Source organism: Paenarthrobacter sp. A20 (assembly GCF_024168825.1).
Taxonomy (GTDB): Bacteria; Actinomycetota; Actinomycetes; order Actinomycetales; family Micrococcaceae; genus Arthrobacter.
The window spans coordinates 2,115,273-2,141,505 of the sequence record NZ_JALJWH010000001.1 but is presented as its reverse complement, the minus strand read 5'-3'; the positions used below and the strand labels follow the sequence as shown (position 1 = coordinate 2,141,505).

The 26,233-nt window shown below is 63.4% G+C and carries 16 protein-coding genes; 4 read left to right on the top strand and 12 right to left on the bottom strand.

Annotation, left to right across the window (positions count from 1 at the left end):
• Positions 1–75 precede the first annotated feature (75 nt).
• The 3 genes from J3D46_RS10155 to J3D46_RS10145 all read right to left on the bottom strand — a co-directional run bounded on the left by J3D46_RS10155 (position 76) and on the right by J3D46_RS10145 (position 9,508).
• Positions 76–4,362 (bottom strand): family 43 glycosylhydrolase, encoded by a 4,287-nt coding sequence (locus J3D46_RS10155; protein ID WP_253466756.1) that lies wholly within the window; start codon positions 4,360–4,362, stop codon positions 76–78.
• Positions 4,363–4,548: 186 nt separating this feature from the next.
• Complete coding sequence (locus J3D46_RS10150) at positions 4,549–6,486, bottom strand: DUF5107 domain-containing protein (protein ID WP_253466753.1); 1,938 nt, start codon at positions 6,484–6,486, stop codon at positions 4,549–4,551.
• Position 6,487: 1 nt separating this feature from the next.
• Positions 6,488–9,508 carry a glycoside hydrolase domain-containing protein gene (locus J3D46_RS10145; protein ID WP_253466750.1) on the bottom strand — a complete coding sequence of 1,007 codons (3,021 nt, stop codon included), beginning with the start codon at positions 9,506–9,508 and terminating at the stop codon, positions 6,488–6,490.
• On the opposite strand from J3D46_RS10145, the gene J3D46_RS10140 reads away from it, so the two are divergent.
• Positions 9,507–9,668, top strand: coding sequence for a hypothetical protein (locus J3D46_RS10140; protein ID WP_253466747.1), 162 nt, complete (start codon positions 9,507–9,509; stop codon positions 9,666–9,668). The two genes, J3D46_RS10145 and J3D46_RS10140, sit on opposite strands and share 2 nt — an antisense overlap.
• A gap of 15 nt (positions 9,669–9,683) precedes the next feature.
• Here J3D46_RS10140 and J3D46_RS10135 read toward each other — a convergent pair whose 3' ends face one another.
• From J3D46_RS10135 to J3D46_RS10105, 7 genes are all read right to left on the bottom strand, one after another.
• A complete protein-coding gene (locus J3D46_RS10135) occupies positions 9,684–10,448 on the bottom strand; it encodes a copper homeostasis protein CutC (RefSeq protein ID WP_253466745.1) in 765 nt (254 codons plus the stop codon).
• Positions 10,449–10,528: 80 nt separating this feature from the next.
• Positions 10,529–10,945, bottom strand: coding sequence for a thioesterase family protein (locus tag J3D46_RS10130; protein WP_253469195.1), 417 nt, complete (start codon positions 10,943–10,945; stop codon positions 10,529–10,531).
• A gap of 74 nt (positions 10,946–11,019) precedes the next feature.
• Complete coding sequence (locus tag J3D46_RS10125; protein ID WP_305884637.1) at positions 11,020–13,098, bottom strand: ABC transporter ATP-binding protein; 2,079 nt, start codon at positions 13,096–13,098, stop codon at positions 11,020–11,022.
• A complete protein-coding gene (locus J3D46_RS10120) occupies positions 13,095–14,828 on the bottom strand; it encodes an ABC transporter ATP-binding protein (RefSeq protein WP_231341694.1) in 1,734 nt (577 codons plus the stop codon). Before J3D46_RS10120 ends, J3D46_RS10125 begins: the two co-directional genes overlap by 4 nt.
• A gap of 322 nt (positions 14,829–15,150) precedes the next feature.
• A complete protein-coding gene (locus J3D46_RS10115) occupies positions 15,151–17,226 on the bottom strand; it encodes an MFS transporter (RefSeq protein ID WP_253466742.1) in 2,076 nt (691 codons plus the stop codon).
• Between the two features lie 9 nt (positions 17,227–17,235).
• Complete coding sequence (locus J3D46_RS10110; protein ID WP_231341771.1) at positions 17,236–17,718, bottom strand: MarR family winged helix-turn-helix transcriptional regulator; 483 nt, start codon at positions 17,716–17,718, stop codon at positions 17,236–17,238.
• Positions 17,719–17,801: 83 nt separating this feature from the next.
• A complete protein-coding gene (locus J3D46_RS10105) occupies positions 17,802–18,701 on the bottom strand; it encodes a LysR family transcriptional regulator (RefSeq protein WP_231341772.1) in 900 nt (299 codons plus the stop codon).
• A gap of 94 nt (positions 18,702–18,795) precedes the next feature.
• On the opposite strand from J3D46_RS10105, the gene J3D46_RS10100 reads away from it, so the two are divergent.
• Both J3D46_RS10100 and J3D46_RS10095 read left to right on the top strand, forming a co-directional pair.
• Complete coding sequence (locus J3D46_RS10100; RefSeq protein ID WP_231341773.1) at positions 18,796–19,824, top strand: MBL fold metallo-hydrolase; 1,029 nt, start codon at positions 18,796–18,798, stop codon at positions 19,822–19,824.
• 30 nt (positions 19,825–19,854) lie between these two features.
• Complete coding sequence (locus tag J3D46_RS10095) at positions 19,855–21,189, top strand: MFS transporter (RefSeq protein WP_253466739.1); 1,335 nt, start codon at positions 19,855–19,857, stop codon at positions 21,187–21,189.
• A 63-nt stretch (positions 21,190–21,252) separates the two neighbouring features.
• On the opposite strand, the gene J3D46_RS10090 is transcribed toward J3D46_RS10095, so the two are convergent.
• Together J3D46_RS10090 and speB are read right to left on the bottom strand one after the other, a co-directional pair.
• Positions 21,253–22,953 (bottom strand): thiamine pyrophosphate-binding protein, encoded by a 1,701-nt coding sequence (locus J3D46_RS10090; RefSeq protein WP_253466735.1) that lies wholly within the window; start codon positions 22,951–22,953, stop codon positions 21,253–21,255.
• Positions 22,950–24,011 (bottom strand): agmatinase, encoded by a 1,062-nt coding sequence (gene speB / locus J3D46_RS10085; RefSeq protein ID WP_253466732.1) that lies wholly within the window; start codon positions 24,009–24,011, stop codon positions 22,950–22,952. Before speB ends, J3D46_RS10090 begins: the two co-directional genes overlap by 4 nt.
• Positions 24,012–24,240: 229 nt before the next feature.
• On the opposite strand from speB, the gene J3D46_RS10080 reads away from it, so the two are divergent.
• Positions 24,241–26,214, top strand: a complete 1,974-nt coding sequence (locus tag J3D46_RS10080) for an amino acid transporter (protein WP_253466729.1) — start codon at positions 24,241–24,243, stop codon at positions 26,212–26,214.
• Positions 26,215–26,233: the final 19 nt, after the last annotated feature.

Sequence of the window (26,233 nt, the reverse complement as noted above, 5' to 3'; positions counted from 1 at the left end):
TCCGGCACACCAGCCGGATGGAGAGGGGTAAGAGAAGCTGGTGGCCCGCCAATCAGGCGGACCACCAGCGTCAGGTTAGTTGCAGGATGCTGCGTTGTAGGCGGCGTTTGCTGTCACTGTTACCGGTTGGCCGTTGACCGTGGCCTTGGCTTCAACGGCCACGGTGCCTGCCTGTACCGAAGCGGCACGGGTGGTGAAGGCATGGACCGCGTTCTTGCCCGGCTTGACCTCGGCGAAGGACTTGGTTCCGTAGGCCGAGGTGAAGGTGGCCTGGACCGACTTGGTGTCGTTGTTCGTCAGCTGCGCGGTCACGGTGACCTTGCCGGCAACACACTTGGTGCTGGCCACTGCCGTGACGTTCAGCTGCGGTGCGGCCGGGACCGGGTTGGCGATCATCAGCCAGCTGAGCTGCACATCCGGGCCCCGGGTGGGGCTCAAGGAGAAGGTCAGTTTCCCGTCCGTGCCCACCGTGACGTTCTGGTAGGCCGCGGACTGGTAGTCACCGCTGTAGTCGTGGTCAGCTTCCACCACTGCGCCGTTGACGGTGACCTTGGCCCCGCGGTCGTCCCACTGGGCCCACGGATCGTAGTACCCGGCGTAGACCGTGTAGGTGCCCGGAGCCAGATCGTTGAACTTGTAGGTCAGGTCCCTCCCGGCCTTGGCGTAGCGGAGGGTGGTGAAGATATTGCCATCCGCGGTTCCGGAGACTCCGCTGTCCTGGCTTTCGTAACCCCAGCTCTTGCCCGTCGCCGGATCAGCGCCGAAGGGCTGGTCCGCCGCGCTGTTCAGGACAGGTCCGTCCTGGGCCGCTGCTGCCATCAACGCAGTCCAGTCGGCTGTCTGCTGCCCACCGGCGTTGACCGCGTACTGGACACCGTCAGGAACAACAGGGATGGTCCGGGTGAATGTCCGGTTACCGAAACCGGGGAGCGTGCCCGTAGCGGTGATGACTCCCACGGTGTTCGTGTTGCCGGTGACCTGCCAGGTGACGGGCTGGGTGGAGCTCTGTCCGTTCTGGGTGACTGTCACGGAGTTAACACTGAAGGTTGAGCCAACAGCCAGGCTGGCAGGAACACCGGTGACGTTCCATGCGGAGTTGGCGTCCAGATCCTCAAGTTTCCACTCGGACGGGGACTTCACCGCCAGCGTCTTGCCACCCTCGCCCATCTGGATAGGCAGCCACACCATCGGTGCGGTGGCCAGGGCCTGGTCGGATCCGCCGTTCCAGCGGTCGCCCATGTAGATGAACTTGCCGTTCGCTGGATCAACGGGGATCACCGAGGACGGCTGCGAGTTGTTGGAGTTCCAGGAAACATCGCTGCTGAACGGATCTCCCATGTCAGTCCACTCCCCCAGGATGCTGGTGGCCGTGCCGTACCGGGACGGGTTCGGCGACCAACCAGTGGTTCCCGACGAGATGATGAAGTAGCGGCCCTGGTATTTCATGATGGCCGGTGATTCACGGGACTGGTTGACAAAGGCCCGCCGGAAGTCGACGCCCTCCACCGCTGTATCCGGTGAAGCGGACAGGTAGGTGTAATCAGCGTTGAGCTTGGAGATGAACATGGTCTTGTTCTCTTCGCTGGAGTAGATGATGTAGCCGGTGCCATCGTCATCCACAAAGAGGTTCATGTCCCTGGCCATGCCCGGGTTGTTCGGAGCGAAGTTGGTGGGATCGCCGGCCGTTGCCTTGTGGAGGCGGTAGCTGTCGATGTACCGGAACGGTCCGAACGGTGAATCAGAAACTGCTACGCCTGCGTTGGCTTTGGCGTACTGAGCGGTAGACCACGACGACGGCCCGTCAGCGTGGACCCACATGACCCACTTGTTGGTGGCCGCGTTGTAAATAACCTTCGGTCGCTCAAGGATCGGCGGGGTCTGGCCATTCACAGGCACCGTACCGAGGTCACGGTAGACGGCGTCCTTCTGCTCCGTGGTGTAGCCCGAGTACAGGTTCTGGAAGTACGGATCCGAGTCGATTTGCCCGCGTGAGGACAACGTCTTCAGCGCAACTCCCTCGTCCTTCCAGTTGTACAGATCGTAGGAGCTGTAAGCGTGCACGCCCGGTGCGGAGTGGTAACCGTTGGTGCGGTCCTCCCCGTACAGGTAGTAGATCGTCTTGCCTTCGGAATCCTTGGACGTCACCACCTGGCCACCATGGGCCTGGATCAGGTTGCCGTTGTTATCCCGCCAGTCCTGGCCGGGCCGGAAGCTGTTGTAGCCCGTGCCCTCACTGGCATTCCGCAGGGTGAAGGCCTGGTTGGCCCCACCGTTGGAGGTCCACAACCCAATCCAAGCACCTTCGTGCGTGGACTGGTTTGAGACGTCCAGGACCTGGTGAACGCCAGCGTTCAGAAGGCTGAACGAGGTACCGTCCGTGGTGCTGAACAGCCACTGGGCCGAGCTATCCGTGCGTGCTTCTTCGTCAGTGATGGTGCGCAGCGTAGTGCCGTTGGTATCGGCCGCCAAAGCACGGCCATCAGCGAGCCTCAGGACAAAACGGTCACGAGTGGTGCCGTCTTCATCGGCGATAAGGGTTGCTTTCCATACCTGGTTTCCGCCGGCGACCGAATCGCTGAGCACGGTTTTCGGTGAGCCATCCGATGCCGTAACTGCACGGCCACTCTGAACTCCGACGAAGCTGTAGGACTGTCCATCCTGTACCGCCGGCGCATCCGCTGCGACGCCGGATGCCCCGTTCACCACGAAGGTGGTGACGGACTTGGCAGGAACGGTCAGCGTCGCCGAGCGCGTTCCGGCGTCGACGGCGACGGCGGTGCCACTGACAAGCGCGTTGGCCGTCGGATCACCGGATGGGGACTGGGTGGTGACCACTGGAGTAACCGTGGCACCGGCAGCGATCGTTGCGAACTTGGACAAGTCCACCTTGATGGTCTTGGCCTGGTCGGAATCGTTGGTGTGCACCATCGACAGGCCGGAACCATCGGCCTTCAGCGCAGATGTGGTCTTGCCGTCGCTGGTGGGAATGATCCGGTCACCCGGGGCGATGTAGTGGGTGAAGTTGCGGATGGTGTTGTACTTCGAGTTCACCGTGGTGCGGCACGAAGGATCTGCGGCGTCTGCGGCCAAACGCCGCACGGAGTCGCCATCGGCGTTGCAGTCGAAGTCGATGAAGACGGATCCCCAGTTCTTCTTCTCGCCCAGTTCCATGTTGTAGAGGTCTTCGACCGGCTGCCACAGCACCCAGGACTCAGGATCGAGCTCGCGGAGGTCATCGGTGATGCGCGTGGCCATACCCAAACCGTTTTCGATGCTCTCCGGATTCCAGGAGTCACCGCCCCAGTTGCCTTCGACTTCGCTCATGGACAGCGGCTTGTCCGTTGCCTTGGCGATGTCGCGGACCGCGAGGCGGTCGCCGGTGGAGTAGGTGTGGACGTTCAGCTGGCTGACGGCCTCTTTGGTTTCCGGAGTCCAGCCGTTCCAATCTTCCAGGAAGCGGCTCGGGGAGGTCTCATCCGGACCGGAGACCTTGGCCTCGGTGGTGGTGCCCGGTTCGGCGAGCTCGGCAGCCATGGCGGTCAGCACCTGGGACTGCAGTGCGGGGCCTGCGTGGGCACCCTCCTGGCCTCCTCCATTTGGCAGGCCGTTGCCGCCGAAGGTGGTCTTCCAGTAATTCGTGTTGGGCTCGTTGAGGGGGTTGATCGTGTCGAAGCTGATGCCTTCAGTGTCTTCGACGTGCTCAGCCGCCTTTTTGACGTAGTTGACGAACTTACCGATGGCTGCGGGCTTGATCTGGTCGGCGTTGGGGTCTGTACCACCGCTGACGTAGCCGCTTTCGGTCATGAAGTAGGGCGGCGAGTTGCTGAAGGCCTCCCAGGTGGTCACTTTGTCCTTGATGGCCGCGATCCAGGCCCGCTGGGAAGCATCGGCGTCGAGGTTGTAATCCGAGGCGTTCTCGCCGGTCCAGGCGGCCAGGAAACGGTCCCGGTCAGCGTAGTTGGTGGTGATCGGCCCATTCTGGTCGGAGAGGCCGGCATTCGGGTTCCACCAGCCGGGAACAGCTCCGCCGGGACGAAGGTAGTCGGGGATATCCGTGGCGTTGCCACCGCCAACGTTATAGCGGGCGATGTTGAGGTTCAGGCCGTCGTCACCGAAGACCTTGTCGATCAGATCGTTCCGGATGGCTTCCGGATACTGTCCGGTGGCGTTGGCCATCCAGACGAGGCTGGTGCCCCAGCCTTTGAACGACGGGCCTGCCTGGGCCGGGTTGGGGGTGAGGACAAGGTCCTCAGCGGCGGATGCCGGCGAGGCCAGCAGGGGAAGGGCGCCTAGGGCGAGGGTTGAAGCAGCTAAGGCCGCGACCAAACGATGACGCGACGATGCGTGCGAGCTCGACAACATTGTCTTAAATCCAATCCGTTCATGTTTACGTGAACATAGAAGAGGTTTACGTAAACATACAGTGACCCACGTCACCCGTCAAGTGGTGATTTTTGCTGGCCGCCCAACGTCTGCCACCCGGCCGCCGGGGATAGCGCATTCCCACTGCAACCCACTATCCCCGGGACTTTTTATCCTTCGAAGGGACTAATGCATCCCGAATTGGTACGCGGCAGGCACCGCCTCGTTCGGGCAGACTTCCTGCCACAGCGCCGCGAGCGCATCCTCCCCCTCCCGGAGGTCCGGGATCTCGACGCCCTCGCGCAGGATCGCAGCCGCCCCACCGGGGTTTCCGGTCCTTGCGAGCGCCAACGCCCTGAGGAACCTCAAACGTCCGACGCCGGCACCCTCCTTGGGTGCCGTGTCGTTCAGTTCCAGCGCCATGGCCGGGTCCCCGTGCCGGATGCTGAGCGTCACGGCTTCTGTCAGCAAAGCTGCGTTTGAAAAGTCAGACTCCACGCCCTTCCGGAGTTCAGCGAGTCCAGCGGTGTCCTGTCCGGCGGCGAGCAACGCCAAGCCCAATCCGCGGTGTGCGAGCGCCTTGACACCGGCAGAAGCCTCTCCATTGGACAGCACGTCCCGGTACAACTCCTTCGCACCCTCCAGATCCTGCCGGGCGTGCCGCATGGTGGCCAGTTGGAAGGTCGCCTCAGGGCTGTCCTGCGCCACGAGCAATGCTTCCCAGTCCGTTCCCGCAACGAAGCTGGGGGCGCCGTCGAACGCTTTTCCCTGCAGTAGCCCAAGCCACGGTTCCTGCTCCCCCGTGATGCTTTCATCCACGAACGGAGTTCCACTCTCGTCGACCCAGCCCTTGCCGGTCTTCAGCCGCCGGGCCCGCTCCACCACTCCCCAGCCGCTGCCGTGGAGCAACATTGTCGACGGCGGGACGTCGGCGTCGGCGATGGCTGCGGGAAGCATCGCCTCGAGTTCTTCGTGCGGCAGAAGCCCTTCCAAACGTTCGCCGGCGTGCGCCACCGCGGCGGCCCAATCATCACCGTGCGAGGTCTCCGAATCCAGATGCCCGTTACCGTACGCCTCAACCCATGCCCACTGGGCGCCGGCTGGCATCACCAGGTGCTCAAACTGCGTCTGCGCCAAACCGGCCTGGATCTCGGCATACGGCCCAGCTCCGGGGCTCAGCCATTCCTGCCAGCGTTTGCCGCCCTGTCCCTGGCCCCACACGAAGAGCTTCTTGCCGCGCAGGAGGCCCGTGGACAGCATCGCCAGCCCGTCGCCGTCGTCGTCTGCTGCCACAACCCAGCGCCGTTCGGCAGGGTCGATGTCGAAGAAAAAGTCCGCCGCGTGGGGGCTGTTGACCGGCCACGTGCCGTCATAGCCTTCGTGGCTGGTGGGCCGGACGCGGGTGATGTCCGTGGTGTAGTCACTGCCGTAGGCCTCATCGGCCGGGGCGATGACGCGGGTGCGGTCCGTCTCCGGGATGGCCGCATTGCTCCACCAGTACATCGGAACGTCGTGGTCATTGGGGTTCCGGATCCGCACCGCAGCGAACACCACGGGCGAGTCCGCGGGGAGCCAGATGTCCACTTGGAACACCACTTCCCTCAGCCGTTCGAACTCCCACATGCGCAGGATGTGCTTGCCGTCGGGCGTGTGGACGATGGCGGTGTGCAAGGGATCGCAGCTGGTGGGCGAGTGCCCGCGGGTCCCGATGTTCCACTCCAGTCCGCCCGCGAACCACGCCTTACGCAGCGCGATGTTTGCCAGTTGCGGAGCATCGTGGGTGTGGAGGAGCTGCTTGCCGGTCGCTTTGTCGAAGAGCTCCCAGATGCGGCCACCCAGCGACGGGATGACCGTCACCTTGAGCTTGCTGTTTTCCAGCACGACGGCGGGCACTTCCTTGGGTGCCGCCTCGCGGCTGTAGCCATCCTGCATAAGGTACGGGTACACGTTGGGCACCACACCGTAGCGGGCCGAGGCCTGCAGATCGTCGGGAACGCCCTCGCCCACGGTATAGGGCTGGTCGAGTTCGGCGGCGACCACGGGCAAGGGGTTGAGCGGACCGAGTTCGGCCATGGTCAGGGAAATGGTGGTGACGGTAAGGTTGGAGGTTGCTGTGTCTGCCACGTCAGTATCCGATCGTGAGGAGGAGGCCGCGCTGCGGCTCAAGGGTGATGGGCTCGCCGGGCACGTAGCTCGCGGCGGATTGGAAGCCAGGGATCGCCGGGGCATCCGCGCTGGTAGTGGCCGCTTCGTCGTCGAATATCAGCCTCACATGTTCAGTCTGCCCGGCCCATGAAGCCAGCGCTACGACCATTCCGCGTTCCGTCACCCAGGTGGTGGCAAGGACCTCGGGGTGGCTTGTCCGCACCGGTGCGTGGTGGTCCCAGAACCCATGCATCGTCGCGTGCTCCAGCCCGGTTTCGGCCCAGAACTCCCAGAGGGGCCGGTTGTCCACGGCAGGCGCCCGGCCAGTCATGCCGAACACCATGCCACGCCACGGGTTGCCGCCGCCCTCCAGCATCTCGCCCATCAGGCCAAAGGGAATGCCGGACAGTTCAACCAACCAATAGTCGGGATCGGTGGTGTCGTAGTCGAAGTACTCCCCCAGCCATAGCCTGTCCACATAGGGCAGCTGTTCCATGTACAGATTGGCTGAGGACGCGTAGCCGTCGTGGGCTGTGAACTGGTTGGCCGAGTGGAGATCGATCTCAGGGCCGTCCACACCGCGCGCCTCGCAAGCCCGCTCAAGGACCTTGCGGACACGCAGCATGGCGTGCCGATCGTACGCGACATCGTCCAGGTAGATACCGTCGATCCCGTCCTCACCCTTGGCCAATTCCGCCAGGCTCCGAACGTAAAAGTTCTCCCACCGGGACTCGCCCGTGGTCACCACTGCGATGTCCTCAACGTTCGGAGCGAACCAGGCGGACACGTAGCCGCTCCCGGCGTGCTCCTGGAGCCAGATGTGTCCCTTGCCCGGTCCGTCGCTGAAGATCTCATGATCCAGTTGCATCAGCGGCAGCAACTCCGGGCTGTGGAAGGTGAGTTCCCGGACGGTGTTGTAGATCTTGGCTTTCAGGCCATGCCGATGGCACGCAGCAACGTATCTGCGCAGCGAGTCACCAGTGAGCAGGGGGTCGTTGATGTACGGAGCCGGGGCCGTGGCGTGGTGGACATTGACCACGGTGGCGCCGGCCGCCTTGATGTCCGCTGGGTCGGCGGGCTGGTGGAAGTAACGCTTGGACAGGTGTTTCCCGGGCTCGATCGGCTTGAAGGGCGTCAGCAGCAGCCGGAAATCGAAGTGCAATGGCTCACCCGTATTGAGGGTCCGGGCGCCACTGAAGGCGCGCACCGTCACTGTGCTTCCCGCAGTCCGCAGCCTAACCCCACCTCGCACCACCTCGCCCTTCCCGTCGCCGGGTTGCCGGTTGGCCCACGATTTCGGCTCCACCAGAGGCTTCTCCCGGTAGAAGTTGGTATTGAGGGGCCGTTCGTAGCTCCCATCCCGAAGGGCCAGCTGAACCCCGGCGTTCACCCCACCGAGCCACAGCGCATCCTGGTTCTTCGCGGCCACGTCCCACGTCCAGTCCAGGGTTTCCGGCCGCCGTCCGCCCGGGACGCCCAAGCCCATGGCGAGCGGCACTGCAGCCTCGTGGAACCCAAGCTGCAGGCCGACGTCGGGCACCTCCACAGTCTGCACCGGGGTGAGTTGCAGCGAGTACCCGACTGTTCCGTCAGCGTCGAGCACGCCGGTCAGGTCCACCGATACGGCAGCCTTGCCGCCGTGTTGTCCATTCCAGTGGCAGTGCCACGAGATCCGTGCCGGCCCTTCCGCCGTGAAAGTGAGCGGTGAGTAGTTCCAGTCGATCCCCTCAATCTCCAGATTCACCGGAGCCTCAAAAAGCTCGACGGCGGGGCCGTCCGTTGAGGTGACAGCTGCGGTAAAGGTGGACGTCACCTGCTCCGGAAGCCCCGACGCGTTCAGCCGAAGGGTCCTGCCCAGGATTCCCAATGTCCTGTCCGCTTCGTCCAGCGTGATGGCGGTGAACGGCTCCACAAGCTCCGCATCCTGGGCCACCGTCGAGTCCAGCCATGCCAGCCGCCGCAGGAAACGGGGGTCGCCGAAACCGCCCGCCCCCACCGACGGGTCTGCGTCCTTTTCGGCTGCCACGTCCAAGCGGATGCCAATCTCTTGGGCCGTTTGGCCGGTGGCCGTGATGGTCACGGCCACCGCCAGTGTGGTTCCCGCGCTCTCCGACGGGACCGGCAGGACCACATACAGTGCCTGCACCTTCCCAGCCGGAACAGTCAGCGTCCTCTGCCACGGATTACCCAGGCGGTCCACTCCATGGGTGTTGATGCAGTGGCCGCCTCCTGGCGAGGCCACGTGGACGTCCACGCCGTCCACGTCTTCCAAGGCGTACAGCCCAAGTTGGACCACGAAGTCCTCCCCCGGCTGGGCAGCTCCATGGACGATCCTCGACGGTCCATCGATCACCCAGTGAGCCGGTAGGTCATCACGCATGGAAACGGGATTCAGCCGGTCCTCGGGGAAAACCAGGAAGGCCTCGCCTGCGTGGCTGCTGTGGAGGTCCTCCAGTTCATCGGCGCGGGCGGTGAAGTTCATTGGCGCGAACGAGTCCCGCTCGCTGGCCGCCTCATAACGCAGGACACGGGCCTGGGACGGTTCGACTTGCGCTGCGGGCGTCCAAGGAGAACGCACGACGGCGGCAGCCCACGCGGGTTCTGCCGCTGGGCGACCCGGGAGGTACTGCGCCTGCGGATAGTGCGGTTTCCCCAGCATGGCGTAGGGCAGGTAGTACACAAAGTAGATCCCGGGGCCGTCGATGGCCTCGAACAGCAGCGTCCCCGATGCGCGCGTGGCCTCTTCCACGATCACGTTTCGCACCCTGGTGCCCGACTCTTCCGAGACGACGATGACATCCACGGATGCCGGGTCCTGGTCCTGCCGGCGCCAAGGGAGGACTACCCTGTGCGCGTGCGCTCCTCCGGTGCTTTCACCCTGCAGCGCTTCCACCACAAACCGGTGGTTTCCGTAGAGCAGTTTGTCCCACGTTCCGATGCCACATGCCACCTCCGGATGGCCTGTCTTCCTGCTGTTTTGGGAGGTTGTTGGAGGGGACATGACAACCGGTGAAACCGGCGTGGGCAGCGGCATCGCTGGGACTCCTGAAGGTAGCTTCCGGGGCTTGTTCACCGACTTGGTGAATCCTTACATCATCCCGGCGTTCCGCAGAATCGTAAAGGGTTATTGCGATGCGTACTCACTGGCATTCCTGCCTTGAGGCACTGGACGGGGGCTACTTCGTGGCGGCCAGGTTCAGCGCGTTGACCTTCGCCTTGGCGGCCCGGACAATCTCGCGGTCAGTGACGGTGTACGCGGTGGGGTCGGCACCGTCCTGGGCGCCAAGGGAGATCACGCCATCGCCCAGCGTGGAGACAGTCTTCTTGGCCGACAAGTGAACGGCGGAGAGGCCCGCTGCATGCATCGCGGGGATGTCCTCCAAGGACAGTCCCCCGCCGGCCATGATTTCCAAGGCGCCGCCGGCTCTTTCCACCATCGCGGTCAAGGTCTGAAGCCCCGCCCCGGCGGTGGCCTCATGGCCTGAAGTAAGGACCCTGGTAAAGCCGAGATCCAGCAATTGATCCAGGGCCGCGAACGGATCCCGGGATTGATCGATCGCGCGATGGAAGGTCAGCTGGGCGTCCGCGTTGGCCTCCCTGGCCGCGTCCACCAGGCGCCGGATCGCGTGAATGTCCACGTCGCCTTGCGGAGTCAGGGCCCCCACCACCACCCCGCGTGCTCCCTGCGCCAGAAGATGCCGGATCTCGTGGACCATGGTGTCCACGTCCGACGCTGAGTACCGGAAGTCGCCGGGCCTTGGGCGAATCAGGGGATGGATTTCCAAGCGGCCGTCAACGTGCTCCATGCTGGCTTCCATGAGTCCTTGGCTGGGCGTGATGCCACCAAGTTCCAGGCTGCTGCAGAGCTCAACGCGGTTGGCGCCTTCGGCGGCGGCGGTACCTGCACCGGCGGCACTGACCACGGCAATTTCAAGTTTCATGCTGAAACTCTACGCGGAGTTTTTGTACAGGTAATGCCCCTAAGAAGGCTCCTTAAGGGCATCACCTGTACAAAAACTCGTCAGGCTTGGTAGCGCCCGAGCTTTTCCTTTTGTTCCGTGGTGAGCCTGAGCACCCGGCCGGTGTCCTCGGCGACGAAAGCCAAATGCGTGGTGGCTTTGACGCAGTCCTCCCGCGTAACGGGGTCCTTGATGACGTAGTGAAGATCGAAGCTGGCGCCTTTGACGGCACCCACCCAGATCTCCACAACAGCAGGAATGTTGCGGTACTCCAAGGTCCGGACATACCGGACCTTGTGCTCCACCACGAGGGTCATGGTGCCCTCTTCGACATCGTTGAACAGGGCAGCCGGAGGCTCTACACCGGGAAGGCCCGCGCCGCGGGGTGGCCCGAAGGCTGCGATGCGGGCTTCCTCCAACATACGGACGATCTGGACATTGTTGATGTGTCCGTATGCGTCCATGTCACCCCAGCGCATCGGCACGAGGACCTCAATGCGCTGGGGTGCAAAGGAATCCTGGGCGGTTTGCCCAGTCTTCAGTGAATCGGTACTCAGCTGTGCACCGCCGTCGAATCATCCACAGCGGTCTCTTCCTCGCCTGCGAACTGCGACATGTACAACCGGTAGTACGCGCCTTGGAGGGCGAGCAGCTGGGTGTGGTTGCCTTGCTCCACGATCTTGCCGTTCTCCATCACCAGGATGGTGTCGGCGTCGCGGATGGTGGAGAGACGGTGGGCGATCACGAAGCTCGTCCGGTCCGTGCGGAGGGCGGCCATGGCCTTCTGCAACAGCAACTCGGTGCGGGTGTCCACGGAGCTCGTGGCTTCATCCAGGATCAGGAGCGAAGGATCGGAGACGAAGGCACGGGCGATGGTGATGAGCTGCTTTTCACCGGCGCTGACGTTGTTTCCTTCTTCGTCGATGATCGTCTGGTATCCGTCCGGGAGCGCACGTACGAAGCGGTCCACGTAGGTGGCCTTGGCCGCCTCCATGATCTGCTCTTCGGTGGCGTCCAGCTTGCCGTATTTGATGTTGTCGTAGATGGTCCCGCCGAACAGCCAGGCATCCTGCAACACCATGCCCACCTTGGAGCGCAGTTCGGAACGGGTGAGGTCCTTGATGTCCACCCCATCCAAAGTGATCCGGCCGGCGTTGAGCTCGTAGAAACGCATCACGAGGTTCACCAAGGTGGTCTTGCCGGCGCCCGTGGGTCCTACGATCGCAACGGTATGGCCAGGCTCCGCTGCGAAGGACAGGTCTTCAATGAGCGGCTTGTCCTCCACATAGCTGAACGAGACGTGCTCGAACTCAACGTGGCCGTCAGTCTTGGAGGGCAGGTGGCGGGTGCCGTTCTCTTCGACTTCTTCATCAGCATCAAGGAACTCGAAGACGCGCTCGGCAGAGGCCACGCCGGACTGGAGCATGTTCGCCATACCGGCGATCTGGCCCAGCGGCTGGGTGAACTCACGCGAGTACTGGATGAATGCCGTGGCGTCGCCCAGGCTCATGGAGCCCGAGGCAACCCGGAGGCCACCCACCACGGCGATCCCGACGTAGGACAGGTAAGAAACAAAGTTCATGGCCGGGAAGATCACACCGGACACGAACTGCGCACCGAAGGAGGCCTTGTAGAGTTCCTCGTTCTTGGCGTCGAAACGCTCCAGCATGTCGGCATCGCGCCCGAAGACCTTCACAAGATCGTGGCCGGAGAACGATTCTTCGATCTGGCCGTTCAATGCGCCGGTGTTCTTCCACTGTGCTGCGAAGAGTTTCTGGCTGCGGGCACCAATAACACCCGCCACAATGCCGGACAACGGCAGGGCGATCAGCGCGATCAGCGCCAACTCCCAGGACACGATGAACATCATGACCGTGATGCCAAGGACCGTGAGCACTGAGCTGACCAACTGGGAGAATGCCTGCTGCAGACCTTGCTGGACGTTGTCGACGTCGTTGGTCACGCGGGACAGGATGTCGCCGCGCTGGCGGGTGTCGAAGTAGTTCAGCGGGAGCCTGTTGAGCTTCGCCTGGACATCGTTGCGGAGCTTCTTGATGACCCGCATGACGATCCTGTTGAGCAACCAGCCCTGGGCCCACAGGAAGATGTTGGCCACAAAGTACATGAGCAGCACGATCGAAATCAGGAACGTCAGCTTGGGGAAGTCGATCCCGTTGGTGAGCTCCATCTTGGAGACCATGTCCGCAAAGTTGCCCTGGCCCTGCTGGCGCATGAGTTCCACGAACTGCTCTTGGGAGACCCCCTCAGGGATCTGCTTTCCCATGACACCACCAAAGATGACGTCCATGGCGTTGCCCAGGACCTTGGGGGCGATCACGTTGAGGACCACCGAGACGATAACGAGCCCGATCACGATGTACACGCCAACGGCCTCGGGCTTCAGCAGCCCCATAAGCCGTTTGGCGGACGGCCAGAACTCCTTGGCCTTCTTTGCCGGGACGTCGCCGAACATGCCGCCATCGGCTTCCGAGGGGACGTATTCCTCCTCGACGAAGTCCTCGTCGTCAAGCAGCTCTGTTGCCACCTCGGCCTCGGCTGTTGCCTTGGCCTCCTTGGCGGCTTCTGCCTTGGCAGCCCAGCCACGCTTCTTCTGCTGGTTCTGCTCGCTCATGCCACTTCCTCCACGCTCAGCTGGGATTCAACGATTTCCTGGTACGTGGGTGACGTCTCCAGGAGTTCGTCGTGCGTTCCGCGGTCAACGATGCGGCCGTTATCCAGCACCAGGATCTCGTCCGCATCCGCGATGGTGGAGACGCGCTGGGCCACTATGATGACCGTCGCCTCTCGGGTTTTGGCCTTCAAGGCCTTTCGAAGCCGGGCGTCCGTCGCGACGTCCAAGGCAGAGAATGAATCGTCGAACAGGTACACATTCGGTTTCGTCACCAGGGCCCTGGCAATGGACAGCCTCTGGCGCTGGCCACCGGAGACGTTGGTTCCGCCCTGGGCAATGCGCCGGTTCAGGCCTGAGGACTTCTCCTCGACGAATCCCTTGGCCTGCGCGGTTTCCAGCGCATCCCACAGTTCCTCGTCGGTGGCGTCCGGCTTGCCGAAGCGCAGGTTGTGCTCGATGGTCCCTGAGAACAGATATGGCCTCTGCGGCACGGCCGACACGCGGCTGGTGATCTCGGAGGCATCCATGTCGGTGACGGGGACGCCGTCGAGCAGCACGTGACCGGAAGCGACGTCGTAAAGCCGCGGCAGCAACGAAACCAGGGTGGTCTTACCGGCACCCGTGGAGCCGATGATGGCCAGGGTCTTGCCGGGCTCCGCGGTGAAGGAAATGTTGCTCAGCACTGGCGCCTCGGCACCGGGGTACTTGAACGTGACGTCGCGGAACTCCACGCGTCCCTTCTTCTCGGCCGGCACCACAGGTGAGGTGGGGTTGTGAATGGAAGGCTCGACGTCGAGCACCTCGCCAATACGGTCTGCACAAACAGAAGCGCGGGGAATCATCATGGCCATGAACGTGCCCATCATGACTGCCATCAGGATCTGCAACAGGTACTGGAGGAACGCCGTCAGCGCGCCCACCTGCATCTCGCCCGAGTCCACGCGCTGTCCACCGAACCACAACACCGCCGCTGTGGAGAGGTGCAGGATCATGCCAATCGCCGGGAACATCAGGACGAACAGGTTGCCGATCTTCACGGACACGGCAGTGAGTTCCTCATTGGCGTCGCCGAAGCGCTTTGCCTCGTGGGGTTCACGCACGAAGGCACGGACTACACGGATACCGATGATCTGTTCGCGCAGCACGCCGTTGATGGCGTCGATCTTGGTCTGCATGGAACGGAACAGCGGCATCAGACGGACTACGAGGTAACCCACGACCGCCACCAGAACCGGGACGGAAACCCACACGAGCCAGGAAAGATTGAGGTCCTCGCGAAGCGCCATGATGATGCCGCCAATGCACATGATCGGCGTGGACACCATGAAGTTCAAGCCCATCAGCACAAGCATCTGGACCTGCTGGACATCATTGGTTCCACGGGTAATCAGCGTGGGAGCACCGAACTTGTTGACGTCCTGGGCGGAGAAACTGCTGACCTGGCGGAAAACACCGCGGCGCAGGTCCCGCCCAATGGCCATGGCCACGCGGGAGCCGAAGTAGACGGCGACGATGGCAGCAAGCACCTGTCCAAGGGCGACGGCGAGCATGAGCGCACCGGTCTGCCAGATGAAATCGGTGTCGCCGCGGGAAACTCCCTCATCAATGATTTTGGCGTTGAGGCTGGGAAGGTAGAGCGTGGCGATGGTGGATGCCAACTGAAAGATCAGCACGGCCACAATCTGCGGCAAATACGGCTTGGAGTAGCGCCGTATAAGGGTGACAAGCATGCCCACGGGTCCTTAGAAAGAGTGCGTGAATGAGATAAGAGAAGTGTTGCAGCGGGGGCTGACAGTATTAGCCTCCCTACTCTACGAAATCCGTTGCCCCGGCGAAACAACTTACGGAAAAGATCATCCCAGCGGAGTATCCGCCGTGTCGCGGGGTGCTCCCCTGCCGGAGCACCCCAAGGGGCAGACACAGCAGCCCAAGGGGCAGAGGCAGCAGCAGAGGCAGCAAAGCGCCGGCTGGTATTCCAGCCGGCGCCTTGGTCCCGCACTCGTTCGCTGCCCCCGGCGCAGGACAACCGGGAATTTCGAATGGGGGCCAGATTCAGCCTGCGTGCTTTCCGTGGTCCGGACGGGCTTCGCGCGCTTCAACACCCTGCAGCAGCAACAACGCCATCCGCTCTTGCTGCCTGCGTTCGCGCTTGAGTTCCTTCCGGATCGCAGCGAGTTCCCCTGCGGTGTTGGCCTGCTGCTCCGCGATTGTTTGCTGTTCCCTCAACCGCGCCTGCAGTTCCACATTGGCACGGCTGAGCTGCAACTGCTGCTCCGCCAGTACGTACTGGGTGCGGGTCAGCTGTTCCTGCACTTCCTTCACATCAGTTGCTTCCTTGACAGCAGCCGTGGGGTGCGGGCGTTCCTGCGTGAGGATCCGGGCAAACTCGAGGTCCAGGTCTGCCCCGGAATCCTGCTTCGGAGCCTGATGCCCGGCCCCGGAAACAGTGCGTCCGGCACCAAAGGCGTTGCCGCCGTCGTCGTCCGCCTTCACGGCGTCCAAGGAAGAGGTGTCCAGCGACATCCCGGCGTCTCCCGATGCTGTGGCGATGAGTTCCTTCTCAGGAGCGGCATCCACGGTGCGGCGCAGCGGACGTTCCTTGATGAACAGTACGGCCAGGAGGGCCACGACACTGATGATCGCGGAGATCAGGAAGATCTGTGCTGTGGCGTCGCCATAGGCAGCACGCATGATCTCGGCGATGGGAGCGGGCATGTCGGCGAGGTCCATGCTGGCTCCTGAAGCGCCACCCTGGACGGGGATGCCTGCAGCGGCCATGCCTTCAACGGCCAGGTCCTTCACGTGGTTGGACATGATGGCGCCCAGGACGGAAACGCCGATTGCGCCACCCACCGAGCGGAAGAATGCCACGGAGGCACTCGCGGTTCCGATGTCCTTGGCCTGGACCGTGTTCTGCACGGCCAGCACCAGGTTCTGCATCAGCATGCCAAGGCCCAGGCCGAACACGCCGGTGTAGATCGCGACGATCCACAGTTCAGTGGTGTGGTCCATGGTTCCGGCGAATGCGAGGCCGCCAATCAGCAGGACGGAGCCTGCGATCAGGAACCTCTTCCACTTACCGAAGCGGCTGATCAGGATGCCGGACGCGACGGAACCAATCAGGTTGCCGGCGATCATCGGCAGCGTCAGCAGGCCGGCCTCGGTGGGCGTGGCGCCGCGGGCAACTTGGAAGTACTGACCCAGGAACGTGGAGGAACCGAACATGGCGATGCCGACAGCAACCGACGCGACGATGGCCAGGGCCGTGGTGCGCTCGGAGATGATCTTCAGCGGGATGATCGGCTGGGCAACCTTGGTTTCCACGAATACCAGGACGGCCAGCAGCGCTACGCCGCCACCCACCATGAGGGCCGACTGCCAGGAGAACCAGTCGTAGTAGTCCGGGTTGCCGGCGAAGGAGACCCAGATCAGGAGCAGGCTCACGCCCGAAGTCAGCAGGATGGAGCCGAGCCAGTCGATCTTGGCGGGCCGTTTGATGTGCTGGATCTTCAGGGTCACCTGGAGCAGGATGAGCGCGACGACGGCCAGTGGCACGCAGACGAAGAACGTCCAGCGCCAGCCGAGCGGGCTGTCAACGATGAAGCCACCCAGCAGCGGGCCACCGGCGGTGCCGACGGCCATGACGGCACCCATGTAGCCGGAGTACTTACCACGATCACGCGGCGGGATCATGGAGCCGATGATGGCTTGCGCCAAGGCCGTGAGGCCACCCATCGCTACACCCTGGATGACGCGTGCGGTCAGCAGCAGGGGGATCGTTTCGGACAGACCGGCCATGACGGAACCGGCCACAAAGATGATGATGCTCAGCTGGACCAGGAGCTTTTTGTCGAAGAGGTCCGCGAGCTTGCCCCAGATGGGCGTGGTTGCAGCGTTCGCCAGCAACGCGGCCGTGATGACCCAGGCGAAGTCGGTTTGCGTGCCCTTGAGTTCGGACATGATGGTGGGCAGTGCGTTGGCGACGATCGTGCTGCTGAGGATCGCCGTGAAGAAGGCCGCCAGGAGGCCCGTCAGGGCTTCCATGATTTGACGGTGCGTCATGGGCGCGGCGGCCTTGTTAACTGAGGCGTCCACCGCCTTGGTGTGCTGAACTGCTGGTGTGGCCATGCTTGGCTCCTAAGCTGTCTGGTTTGTTGTGATGGAGCCGGCCGCCGTTGCCCGGATTGAGTCCTTGAGGGACTCCGTGAGTTTGTTGATGACCTGGGAGGCCTCGAGGGCGTCTGCCTCGCTCCAATCCGCCAGGTAATCCCGCAGTCTCACGCTGCGTTGTTCTTCGAATTCGTGCAGCTTCGCCGCGCCCCTGTCCGTGAGGGCGAGGAGTTGGGCCCTTCCGTCCGCTGGATCGGGCCGCCTGACCACGAAGCCAAGCTCTTCCAGCTCGGTGATGTGCCGGCTGAGCACCGGGGCGCTGACGCCCAGGCGCGTGGCCAGGTGCGTAGCGCGGGTCTCCCCCTCGCCGATGAACCGCATGACGCCCTGGACTGCCATTCCGACGTCGGGAACGCGGGCCATGTGGGCGGTCACCACACAGCGCAGAGTGCGCTGGAGGTCGAAGATTTGATGCACAAGATCGGTCGCTGTGGCAGAACCGACGGACATGGGAAACACCCCTCTTTTTGTTTGCCTAAAGCAACTATAACCTTATTTGATTGCTTTGGGAAACTAAAGATGAGGAGGAGGGCTTACCGGGCCAGGTGGATCGCTGCCTTGATGACCTCATCTACCCTGCGTGGCCGCGTGATCCCCGGGGGCACGGCAGCGACGAGCCAACTCTCAGGGAGATCGTCTTCAATGGGCACCAGGGCAACTTTGGCGTCCGCGTAAACAGGCGCGACCCCCGGCCACGCGTGAGTGACGGAGATAGCCCTTCCGCTGGCCACCACGCCGCGGATGGTCTGCGCCACCACGCTTTTCCAGCGGACCTTCGGCTCAATGCCCGCCGAGAGGAACATGGCCGTGACGCGCTCGGCACTGGGCGGCACGTTGAAGAGGATGACATCCTCGCTGGCGAGGTCGGCGAAGCGTAGCGATGCCCTTCCCGCCAGGGGGTGGCTCGCGGCCAGCATGAACTGCGGACGCGACTCCACCACCTTGACCACATCCACGCCCGGCACCACCTGAAGGGAGTAGACAAACGCGAGGTCCAGTTCACCCTCCCCCACCGCCTTCTGCAGGTCTTCGGCAGCGCCCTCCACAAAGTCGAGCTCCACCTCGGGCCACTTCTCCGCGAAATAGCCGATGAGTTCCGGGATCACCCGGGGCGAAATGGCCACCATGCAGCCGATGGACACCCGGCCGCGCATCTCTTCATGGGACCGCATCAGTGCCCCGGCCTGCAGATCCGCCGTTTCCCCGAGGATTCGCCGGGCACGGACGCCGAGTTCAAGTCCCGCCGGCGTGGGCTCCACCCTCTTGGCGCGGGTCCGGATGAGCAGGTCCAGGCCGAGGCTTTTTTCCAATTGGGCGATTGCCATTGAGGCAGCGGCCTGGGAGATGTTGCTTTCGCTCGCAGCTTTGGTGAGGGAGCCATGATCGAGCACGGCCACAAAATACTCGAGCTGGCGCAGGGTGAACTCGGCCATCAGTTCTCCTTATGAACTTCTTAGAATTGATTGATTATACAAGCGCAGGGAGCCGGGCCACACTGGAGAAAAGCCAACGTCGAAGGAGACACCCGTGACACTGACGTCATCCCTGAAACCGCACATCGTCACCCTGGGGACCGCCGGCGGCCCCAGATGGTGGGCGGCAGCCGAAACCGGCGAGCGCACGGGAATCGCCACTGCCGTGGTGGTGGGAGAGGCCTTCTACCTGGTGGATTTCGGCCAAGGCGCCGGACGCAGGCTCAGCCAGTCAGGCCTGGAACTCAAGGATTTGAGGGCGCTCTTCATCACCCACCTCCATTCGGACCATGTCTATGATCTGGCCGGCCTGGGCATCTTTGGCCTGTACGCCCTTGCTGATCGCACCGATAATCCGGTCAGGATCATTGGCCCGGGCAACCGGGGTGAGCTTCCCCCGGTGTCGCCGCGCGCCGTCGTCGAGCCTCTTCCGCTGGCGCCGGAGAATCCGACGCCGGGTACCCGGCAGATGTTCGAGCAACTCATGGCCGCCCACGCTACGGACCTCAATGACCGCATCCTGGACAGCCTCCGGCCCAGCCCCTTGGAAATCTTCAAGGCCGAAGATCTCCGGATACCAGTCGAAACCGGGTACCACCCCAACAGCAATCCAACGCCGGACATGGAGCCGTTCGAGGTCTACCGGGATGAGCTTGTCACCGTGACCGCCATCCTGGTGGAGCACCCGCCGGTTGCTCCGGCGTTCGCCTTCCGCTTCGAGACTGCCGAGGGCTCCGTGACGATTTCCGGCGATACCGCCTACACGCAAAACATGATCACCCTGGCCCAGGACACGGACCTCCTGTTGCATGAGGCCATCGACTTCGCGTGGGTGGAATCGCTGTATGCGGACAAGACCGACGATGGCAGCCGGGCCGCGCGGGACCACCATTACAAGTCCCACACCAGCGTCCGCGAGGCAGCGAAACTGGCCGAAGCCGCCGGTGCCGGGCACCTGGCCCTGCATCACCTCGTTCCGGGCTCGGCCTCCGCATCTGTCTGGCACGAGGCCGCAGAACACTTCACGGGAAAGTTCACCGTCCCCAACGATCTCGACGTCATTCCGTTCGCCCGTCAACGCTGACGGCCGGACCCCAGCAACCTGAGGAATCACATGAGCCCAGCATCACCGCAGGACATCCTGCCAGGAACGGCGCCCCTCGCACCTGAGAATTCCATGAAGTCCAAGGACATGCGCCGCATCCTTGCCTCCAGCTTCATCGGCAGTGCGATCGAGTACTACGACTTCATGCTCTACGCCACAGCCGCCAGTTTGGTGTTCAACAAGGTCTTCTTCGCCAATCTCGGCCCCGGCTTCGCGCTCTTCGCGTCCTTTGTCACGCTCGCCGTCGGTTACATTGCCCGACCCCTTGGCGGCCTGATCTTCGGCCACTTCGGAGACCGGATGGGCCGCAAGAAGATGCTTGTCCTCTCCATGCTCATCATGGGTTTTGGGACCACGATGATCGGACTGCTGCCAACCACGGCCCAGATCGGCATTGCCGCGCCCATCGCGTTGGTGGTGCTCAGGCTGGTCCAGGGCGTCGCTGTGGGCGGCGAGTGGGGTGGCGCTGCCCTCATGGCCATAGAGCACGCGCCCAAGAAGCACCGCGGATTCGCGGCAGCTTTCGCCAACGCCGGAGGCCCGGCTGGAGCCATCCTGGGCACGCTCGCGCTGTCCCTGTTCGCAGCACTCTCCGGCGACGACTTCCTGGCGTGGGGTTGGCGCGTACCGTTCCTGCTCAGCGCCGCGCTGATCGCCGTCGGTATGGTCATCCGCCTCAAAGTCTCCGAGACTCCTGCCTTCCAGAAACTGGAAGCGGAAGGATCCAAACGGCGGGTCCCCCTGCTCGACGTCCTCAAGAACAACCGCCGCGCCGTGGTGCTCGGGTTGCTGGCAACCACAGCGTTCTATGTGTGCCAGTCGATGACCACCGTGTGGGGTGTCTCGGTGGCCGTTGAGAACGGTGCTGACAAGAACGGTGTCCTGAACATCAAGGCTTTCGCGGCACTTCTCACGCTGATCATCTGCTTCTACTCGGCACGCCTCAGCGATAGGATCGGCCGACGCCGCGTCCTTATTGGCGCATCCTTGCTGGGCGCTGTCCTTGCCTACCCCATCCTGCTGCTCATCAACAACGGCGACCTGTGGGCATTTGCCCTGGCCATCGTGTTGGGCAATGGCCTCGTGCAAGGCTTCCTCTACGGGCCCATTGCCGCCTACGTGGCCGAACAGTTCCCCACCCGCAACCGCTACACCGGCGCGTCCCTGGCCTATCAAGGTGCCTCGATGATCGGTGCCGGCTTCACTCCCATGATCGTCGCCGGCCTCAGCCTCGCAGCCGGCGGTGGCCTGTGGCTCATCGCGGTGTTCTGGATCGCCGCGATGCTTGCCGCGGTTGTCGCTGTGAAACTCACTCCTGAGGGCACCCAGCGCGAACTCGACTGAGTGTCCTTAAGCAGCCAGCCCCCGCACGGATGACCTTGCGGGGCTGGCTGTTTTTGGGTCTGTTTAATCCAAATGCGTGGGGCCGAACATCTTCAGCAGCGTTTCAACCACGACGACGTTGGGTCCGTCCGCTTCGAACGACTCCTTGAGCGCGTCCCCGACTTCCTCGGGGGCAACCCGGCGGGCCGGGACGCCGAAGGACTCGGCAAGCTTGACGAAGTCCGGGCGGGCGAGTTCGGTGGCCGTGGCCTGGCCGAAGGCGCCCACCATGTATTCGCGCAGGATGCCATAGCCGCCGTCGTCCACGATCAGCCAGGTGACCGGGACGTTGTGCTGCTTGGCGGTGGCGAGTTCGGAGATGGAGTACATGGAGGAACCGTCACCGGACACAGCCAGCACCCGGCTCGGTTTGCCCGTGGTTTCCAGCCCCACGGCACCGCCGATTGCTGCGGGGAAGCCGTAGCCCAGGCCGCCGGCTCCTTGGGCGGAGTGGAACTGGCCCTGCCGGGCATCCCAGCAGCTCCAACCCCAGTAAGCGGAGATGGTCATGTCCCAGAACGTCTGCATATCAGCCGGCACAGCCTCGCGGATGTCCGACATGAACTTCAGTTCCTTGGCCAGGTCCTGCGATTCCAGGCGTGCGGTGACCTTGGCCAAGGACTCCTTGACCACCTCTTCCGGGCTGGTGCCATGCCAGGAACGCTGTGTCGCATCCGCTGCACCCGCCTCAGCGAGGGCTTCGTCCAGCGCTGCGAGGGCCTGGCCTGCGTCGGCGCGGATGCCAAGCCCGGGCCGGTTGGATTCCAGGACGCGGGGTTCGGCGTCGATCTGGATGATGCGGCCGCGGGGTTCAAAGGTGAAGTAGTTGGAGGTCACTTCACCCAGCGAGGAGCCAATGACGATCAACACGTCGGCGTCTTCGAGGACGTCAGTCATGTACCGGTCCTCGATCCACGACTGCAGTGACAGCTCGTGGGTCCATGGGAACGCACCGTTACCGCCGGGAGTGCAGATCACCGGGGCACGGAGCTGTTCGGCGATGGAGAGCAGCGACTTCTCGGCCCGGCCACGACGCGTACCGCCGCCTGCGATGATCGCCGGACGTTCCGCCGTCGAAAGCCATTTGACGGCTTCGCGGATCAACTCCACGCGCGGCGGGTTATCGAAGGCCTCGGCGAGCGCGTCTTCCACCGGGGGAACCATGATGGGATCCAACAGGACGTTCTGCGGGATTTCGATCCAGACCGGCCCCTGCGGCGAGGAGATCGCTTCGGTCCAGGCATCCTGGATGGCCGACGGGATCCCGGAAGCGTGCTGGATCAGGCGCTGGCTCTTGGTGACGTTCGCGGCCGAGGCCTTCTGGTCATCAAGCTGGTGCAGCATGCCCTTGCGGCGTGCGCCCAGGCCGTCAAGCGGGATCTGGCTGGCAACAACCACCATGGGAACACCCGTGGCGTAAGCCTCCTGCAGCCCTGCAAGGGAGGTCAGCGCGCCGGGCCCGGTGGACAGGAACAGCACACCCACCTCACCGGTGGCGCGGGAATAGCCGTCAGCGGCAAACGCCGAGTTGTTCTCCACCCGGGAGGAAACAAAGTGCAGGTTGCCGCGGCCCATGGCGTCAAAAAGACCCAACGCGTGCTGCCCCGGGATACCAAAAACGGTCTTTGCGCCCAACGCTTCGAGGGTCTCGACGACGAGGTCCCCGCCGTTGCGCTGGTTGGTCCCCTTTGTCGGGGCTGCTGTACCGGGATCGAAGTCGATCATCGCTGGTCTCCGGTTGCCTTGGCGAGCTCGGCAATGCGGGCGCCGAGCGCCTGCTGTGCGTAGCCGTTCGGAGCGCCGAGACGGTCGCCTTCCACGGCGTTGTCTGCCATGAGGGTCACGAGCTCATAAGCTACATGGCTGCCGGCAACACCGGTGATTTCTGCGTGGTCATACGCCGGAGCGACTTCCACGATGTCCGCGCCCACGAGGTTCATGCCGCGGAAGCCACGGATGATTTCCAGGAGTTCGCGGCTGGTGATGCCGCCGGCTTCGGGGGTTCCGGTTCCGGGCGCGTGCGCCGGATCCAGGACATCGATGTCAACGGAGATGTACAGCGGTCGGTTGCCAATGCGGTCACGGATCTTGGCTACCGTCTCCAGGACGCCCTGGTAGTAGACGTCAGCGGAGGTGACGATTCCGAAGCCGAAGCGGTGGTCGTCGTCGAGGTCCTTCTTGCCGTACAACGGACCGCGGGTGCCGACATGGCTGATGGCTTCCGTGTCCAGGATGCCTTCCTCCACTGCGCGGCGGAACGGCGTACCGTGCGTGTACTCGGCGCCGAAGTAGGTGTCCCAGGTATCCAGGTGCGCATCGAAGTGGAGCATGGCAATGGGTTCGCCGGCGCGTTCTGCTGCTGCCCTCAGGAGCGGGAGGGCAATGGTGTGGTCGCCACCGAGGGTGACCAGCTTGCTGCCGCCGGCCGTGAGGTCCAGGGCATTCTGCTGGATGGTCTCGATGGCCTCGTTGATGTTGAACGGGTTCACGGCCATGTCGCCTGCGTCGGCAACCTGGATGTTCTCGAACGGGCTGACGTCCCAAGCCGGGTTGTACGGGCGCAGCAGACGGCTGGCCTCACGCACGTGGTTGGCGCCAAAGCGGGCGCCGGGACGGTAGGAAACGCCGGAGTCGAAGGGGACGCCAACTACGGTGACGTCGGCCTTGGCGACCTGGTCCAGGCGAGGCAGTCGGGCGTAGGTGGCGGCACCGGCGTAGCGCGGGATGCGGGACGAATCGATGGGGCCGAGGTTCCCGTTGGCTTCAATACGGAGCTCTTCCAAAATGTGCCACTCCTTGTCATCTTTGGGGGGATTGGATCACTAGCTGTGACACCCATCATACACTCGAAGTTGCCTAATATGCATCACCTGTTTACAAATTTGTGGTGAACCGAGAGGGTGAGATGCCGGTCACAGCAGGCGTAAAGATTCCATAAAAACCGGGGTCCCGGCGTCGAATGCGGCCATACGCTCCTAGCGGAAGCAGTACCGTGCTGCGCGAAAGGAAAACGTGACCACCCTGACGAGGCCTCCGGCCGACCCGGCCAACCGGCCAAAGAATTCCTTCAAGCTCAAAGCATGGCTTTTGGAAGGAATGCCGGAAACCTCAGGAAAGCGGCAAGGCCCACACGGCCGCCCCACGGACTCGCATAAGCCCCAAGCCTGGTGGAAAGTCATGTGCCTCACCGGCCTGGACTACTTCTCCACCCTTGGGTACCAGCCGGCCATCGCCGCACTGGCCGCCGGCCTGCTGTCCCCGCTGGCCACCTTGCTCCTGGTGTTCGCAACCCTTGCCGGCGCACTGCCCGTGTATCGCCGTGTTGCGAAGGAAAGCCCGCGCGGCGAGGGCTCCATTGCCATGCTGGAACGCCTACTGCCCCGATGGGGAGGCAAGCTCTTCGTCCTGGCCCTCCTCGGCTTCGCCGCCACGGACTTCATGATCACCATTACCCTTTCCGCCGCGGACGCCACAGCCCACCTCATCGAGAACCCCTTCGCTCCGCACTTCCTCGAAGGCCAGCAAGTGGTTATCACGTTGGCCTTGATAGCGGGCCTCGGCGTCGTCTTCCTCCGCGGCTTCAAGGAAGCCATCAACGTGGCAGTAGTCCTCGTGGCGGCATTCCTGGCGCTGAACCTGGTGGTGATTGCCGTATCCATGGCCCACCTCTTCACAGAGTCCGGCGTCATCACCGATTGGTGGACCGCCCTCACCACCTCCCATGGCGACCCGATCATGATGATCGCCCTGGCACTCCTGGTGTTCCCCCGCCTGGCACTGGGCCTCTCCGGATTCGAAACCGGCGTGGCTGTCATGCCCCAGATCAAGGGCCACGCTACAGACACCGAAGCCAAGCCCACAGGCCGGATCAAGGGCGCCCACAAGCTGCTCACCACAGCAGCCATCATCATGAGCTCATTCCTCATCACGTCCAGCTTCACCACCGTCATGCTGATCCCCGCCGCCGAATTCCAAGACGGCGGCAAGGCCGAGGGCCGCGCACTCGCCTACCTCGCCCACAAATTCCTCGGCGACGGCTTCGGAACTGTCTATGACGTCAGCACCATCGCCATCCTCTGGTTCGCCGGCGCTTCCGCCATGGCGGGACTGCTCAACCTGGTCCCGAGGTACCTGCCCCGCTACGGCATGGCGCCGGCGTGGGCCCGCGCCCTTCGTCCGCTGGTGCTGGTATTCACAGTCATCGCCTTCCTTGTCACCATCATCTTCAAGGCGGACGTCAACGCCCAGGGTGGCGCCTACGCCACAGGCGTGCTGGTCCTCATCACCTCGGCCTCCATAGCCGTGACCCTGTCCGCACGGCGAAAGAAGCAACGGGCCCAGGTCATCGGCTTCGGGCTGATCTCCCTCGTGTTCGTCTACACCACCGTGGTCAACTCGATCGAACGCCCCGACGGCTTGAAGATTGCGGCGCTCTTCATCCTGGGCATCATGGTCGTCAGCTTCATTTCCCGCATGAGGCGCGCCTTCGAACTCCGGGCCACCCACATCAAGATGGATGAGAAGGCCCTCGAATTCACGGCGAACGCTGCCGAAGGACCAGTGCGCATCATCGCCCACGAGCCCAAGCACCTCAGCGCAAGCCGCTACCGGGAGAAGCTCCAGCACGCCCAGCAGGCCAACCACCTGCCCGTTGACTGCGACGCCGTGTTCATCGAAGTCATCGTGGACGACAGCTCGGACTTCGAGCAGGAACTCCAGGTCGTAGGCAGGCAGAGGCACGGGTTCAAGATCCTGGAAGTGCACAGCAACAACGTGCCCAACACCGTAGCCGCAGTCCTGCTGCACATCCGCGACGTCACCGGGTTCATGCCGCACATCTACTTCCGCTGGACCGAGGGCAACCCGATCTCCAACCTCAGCAAGTTCCTGTTCTTCGGCGAAGGCGAGATCGCGCCTGTCACCCGTGAAGTGCTGAGGGAAGCCGAGCCGGACATCACCCGCCGGCCGTGGGTGCACGTCGGCTAGCTGCCGCCCCCGCGCGTTG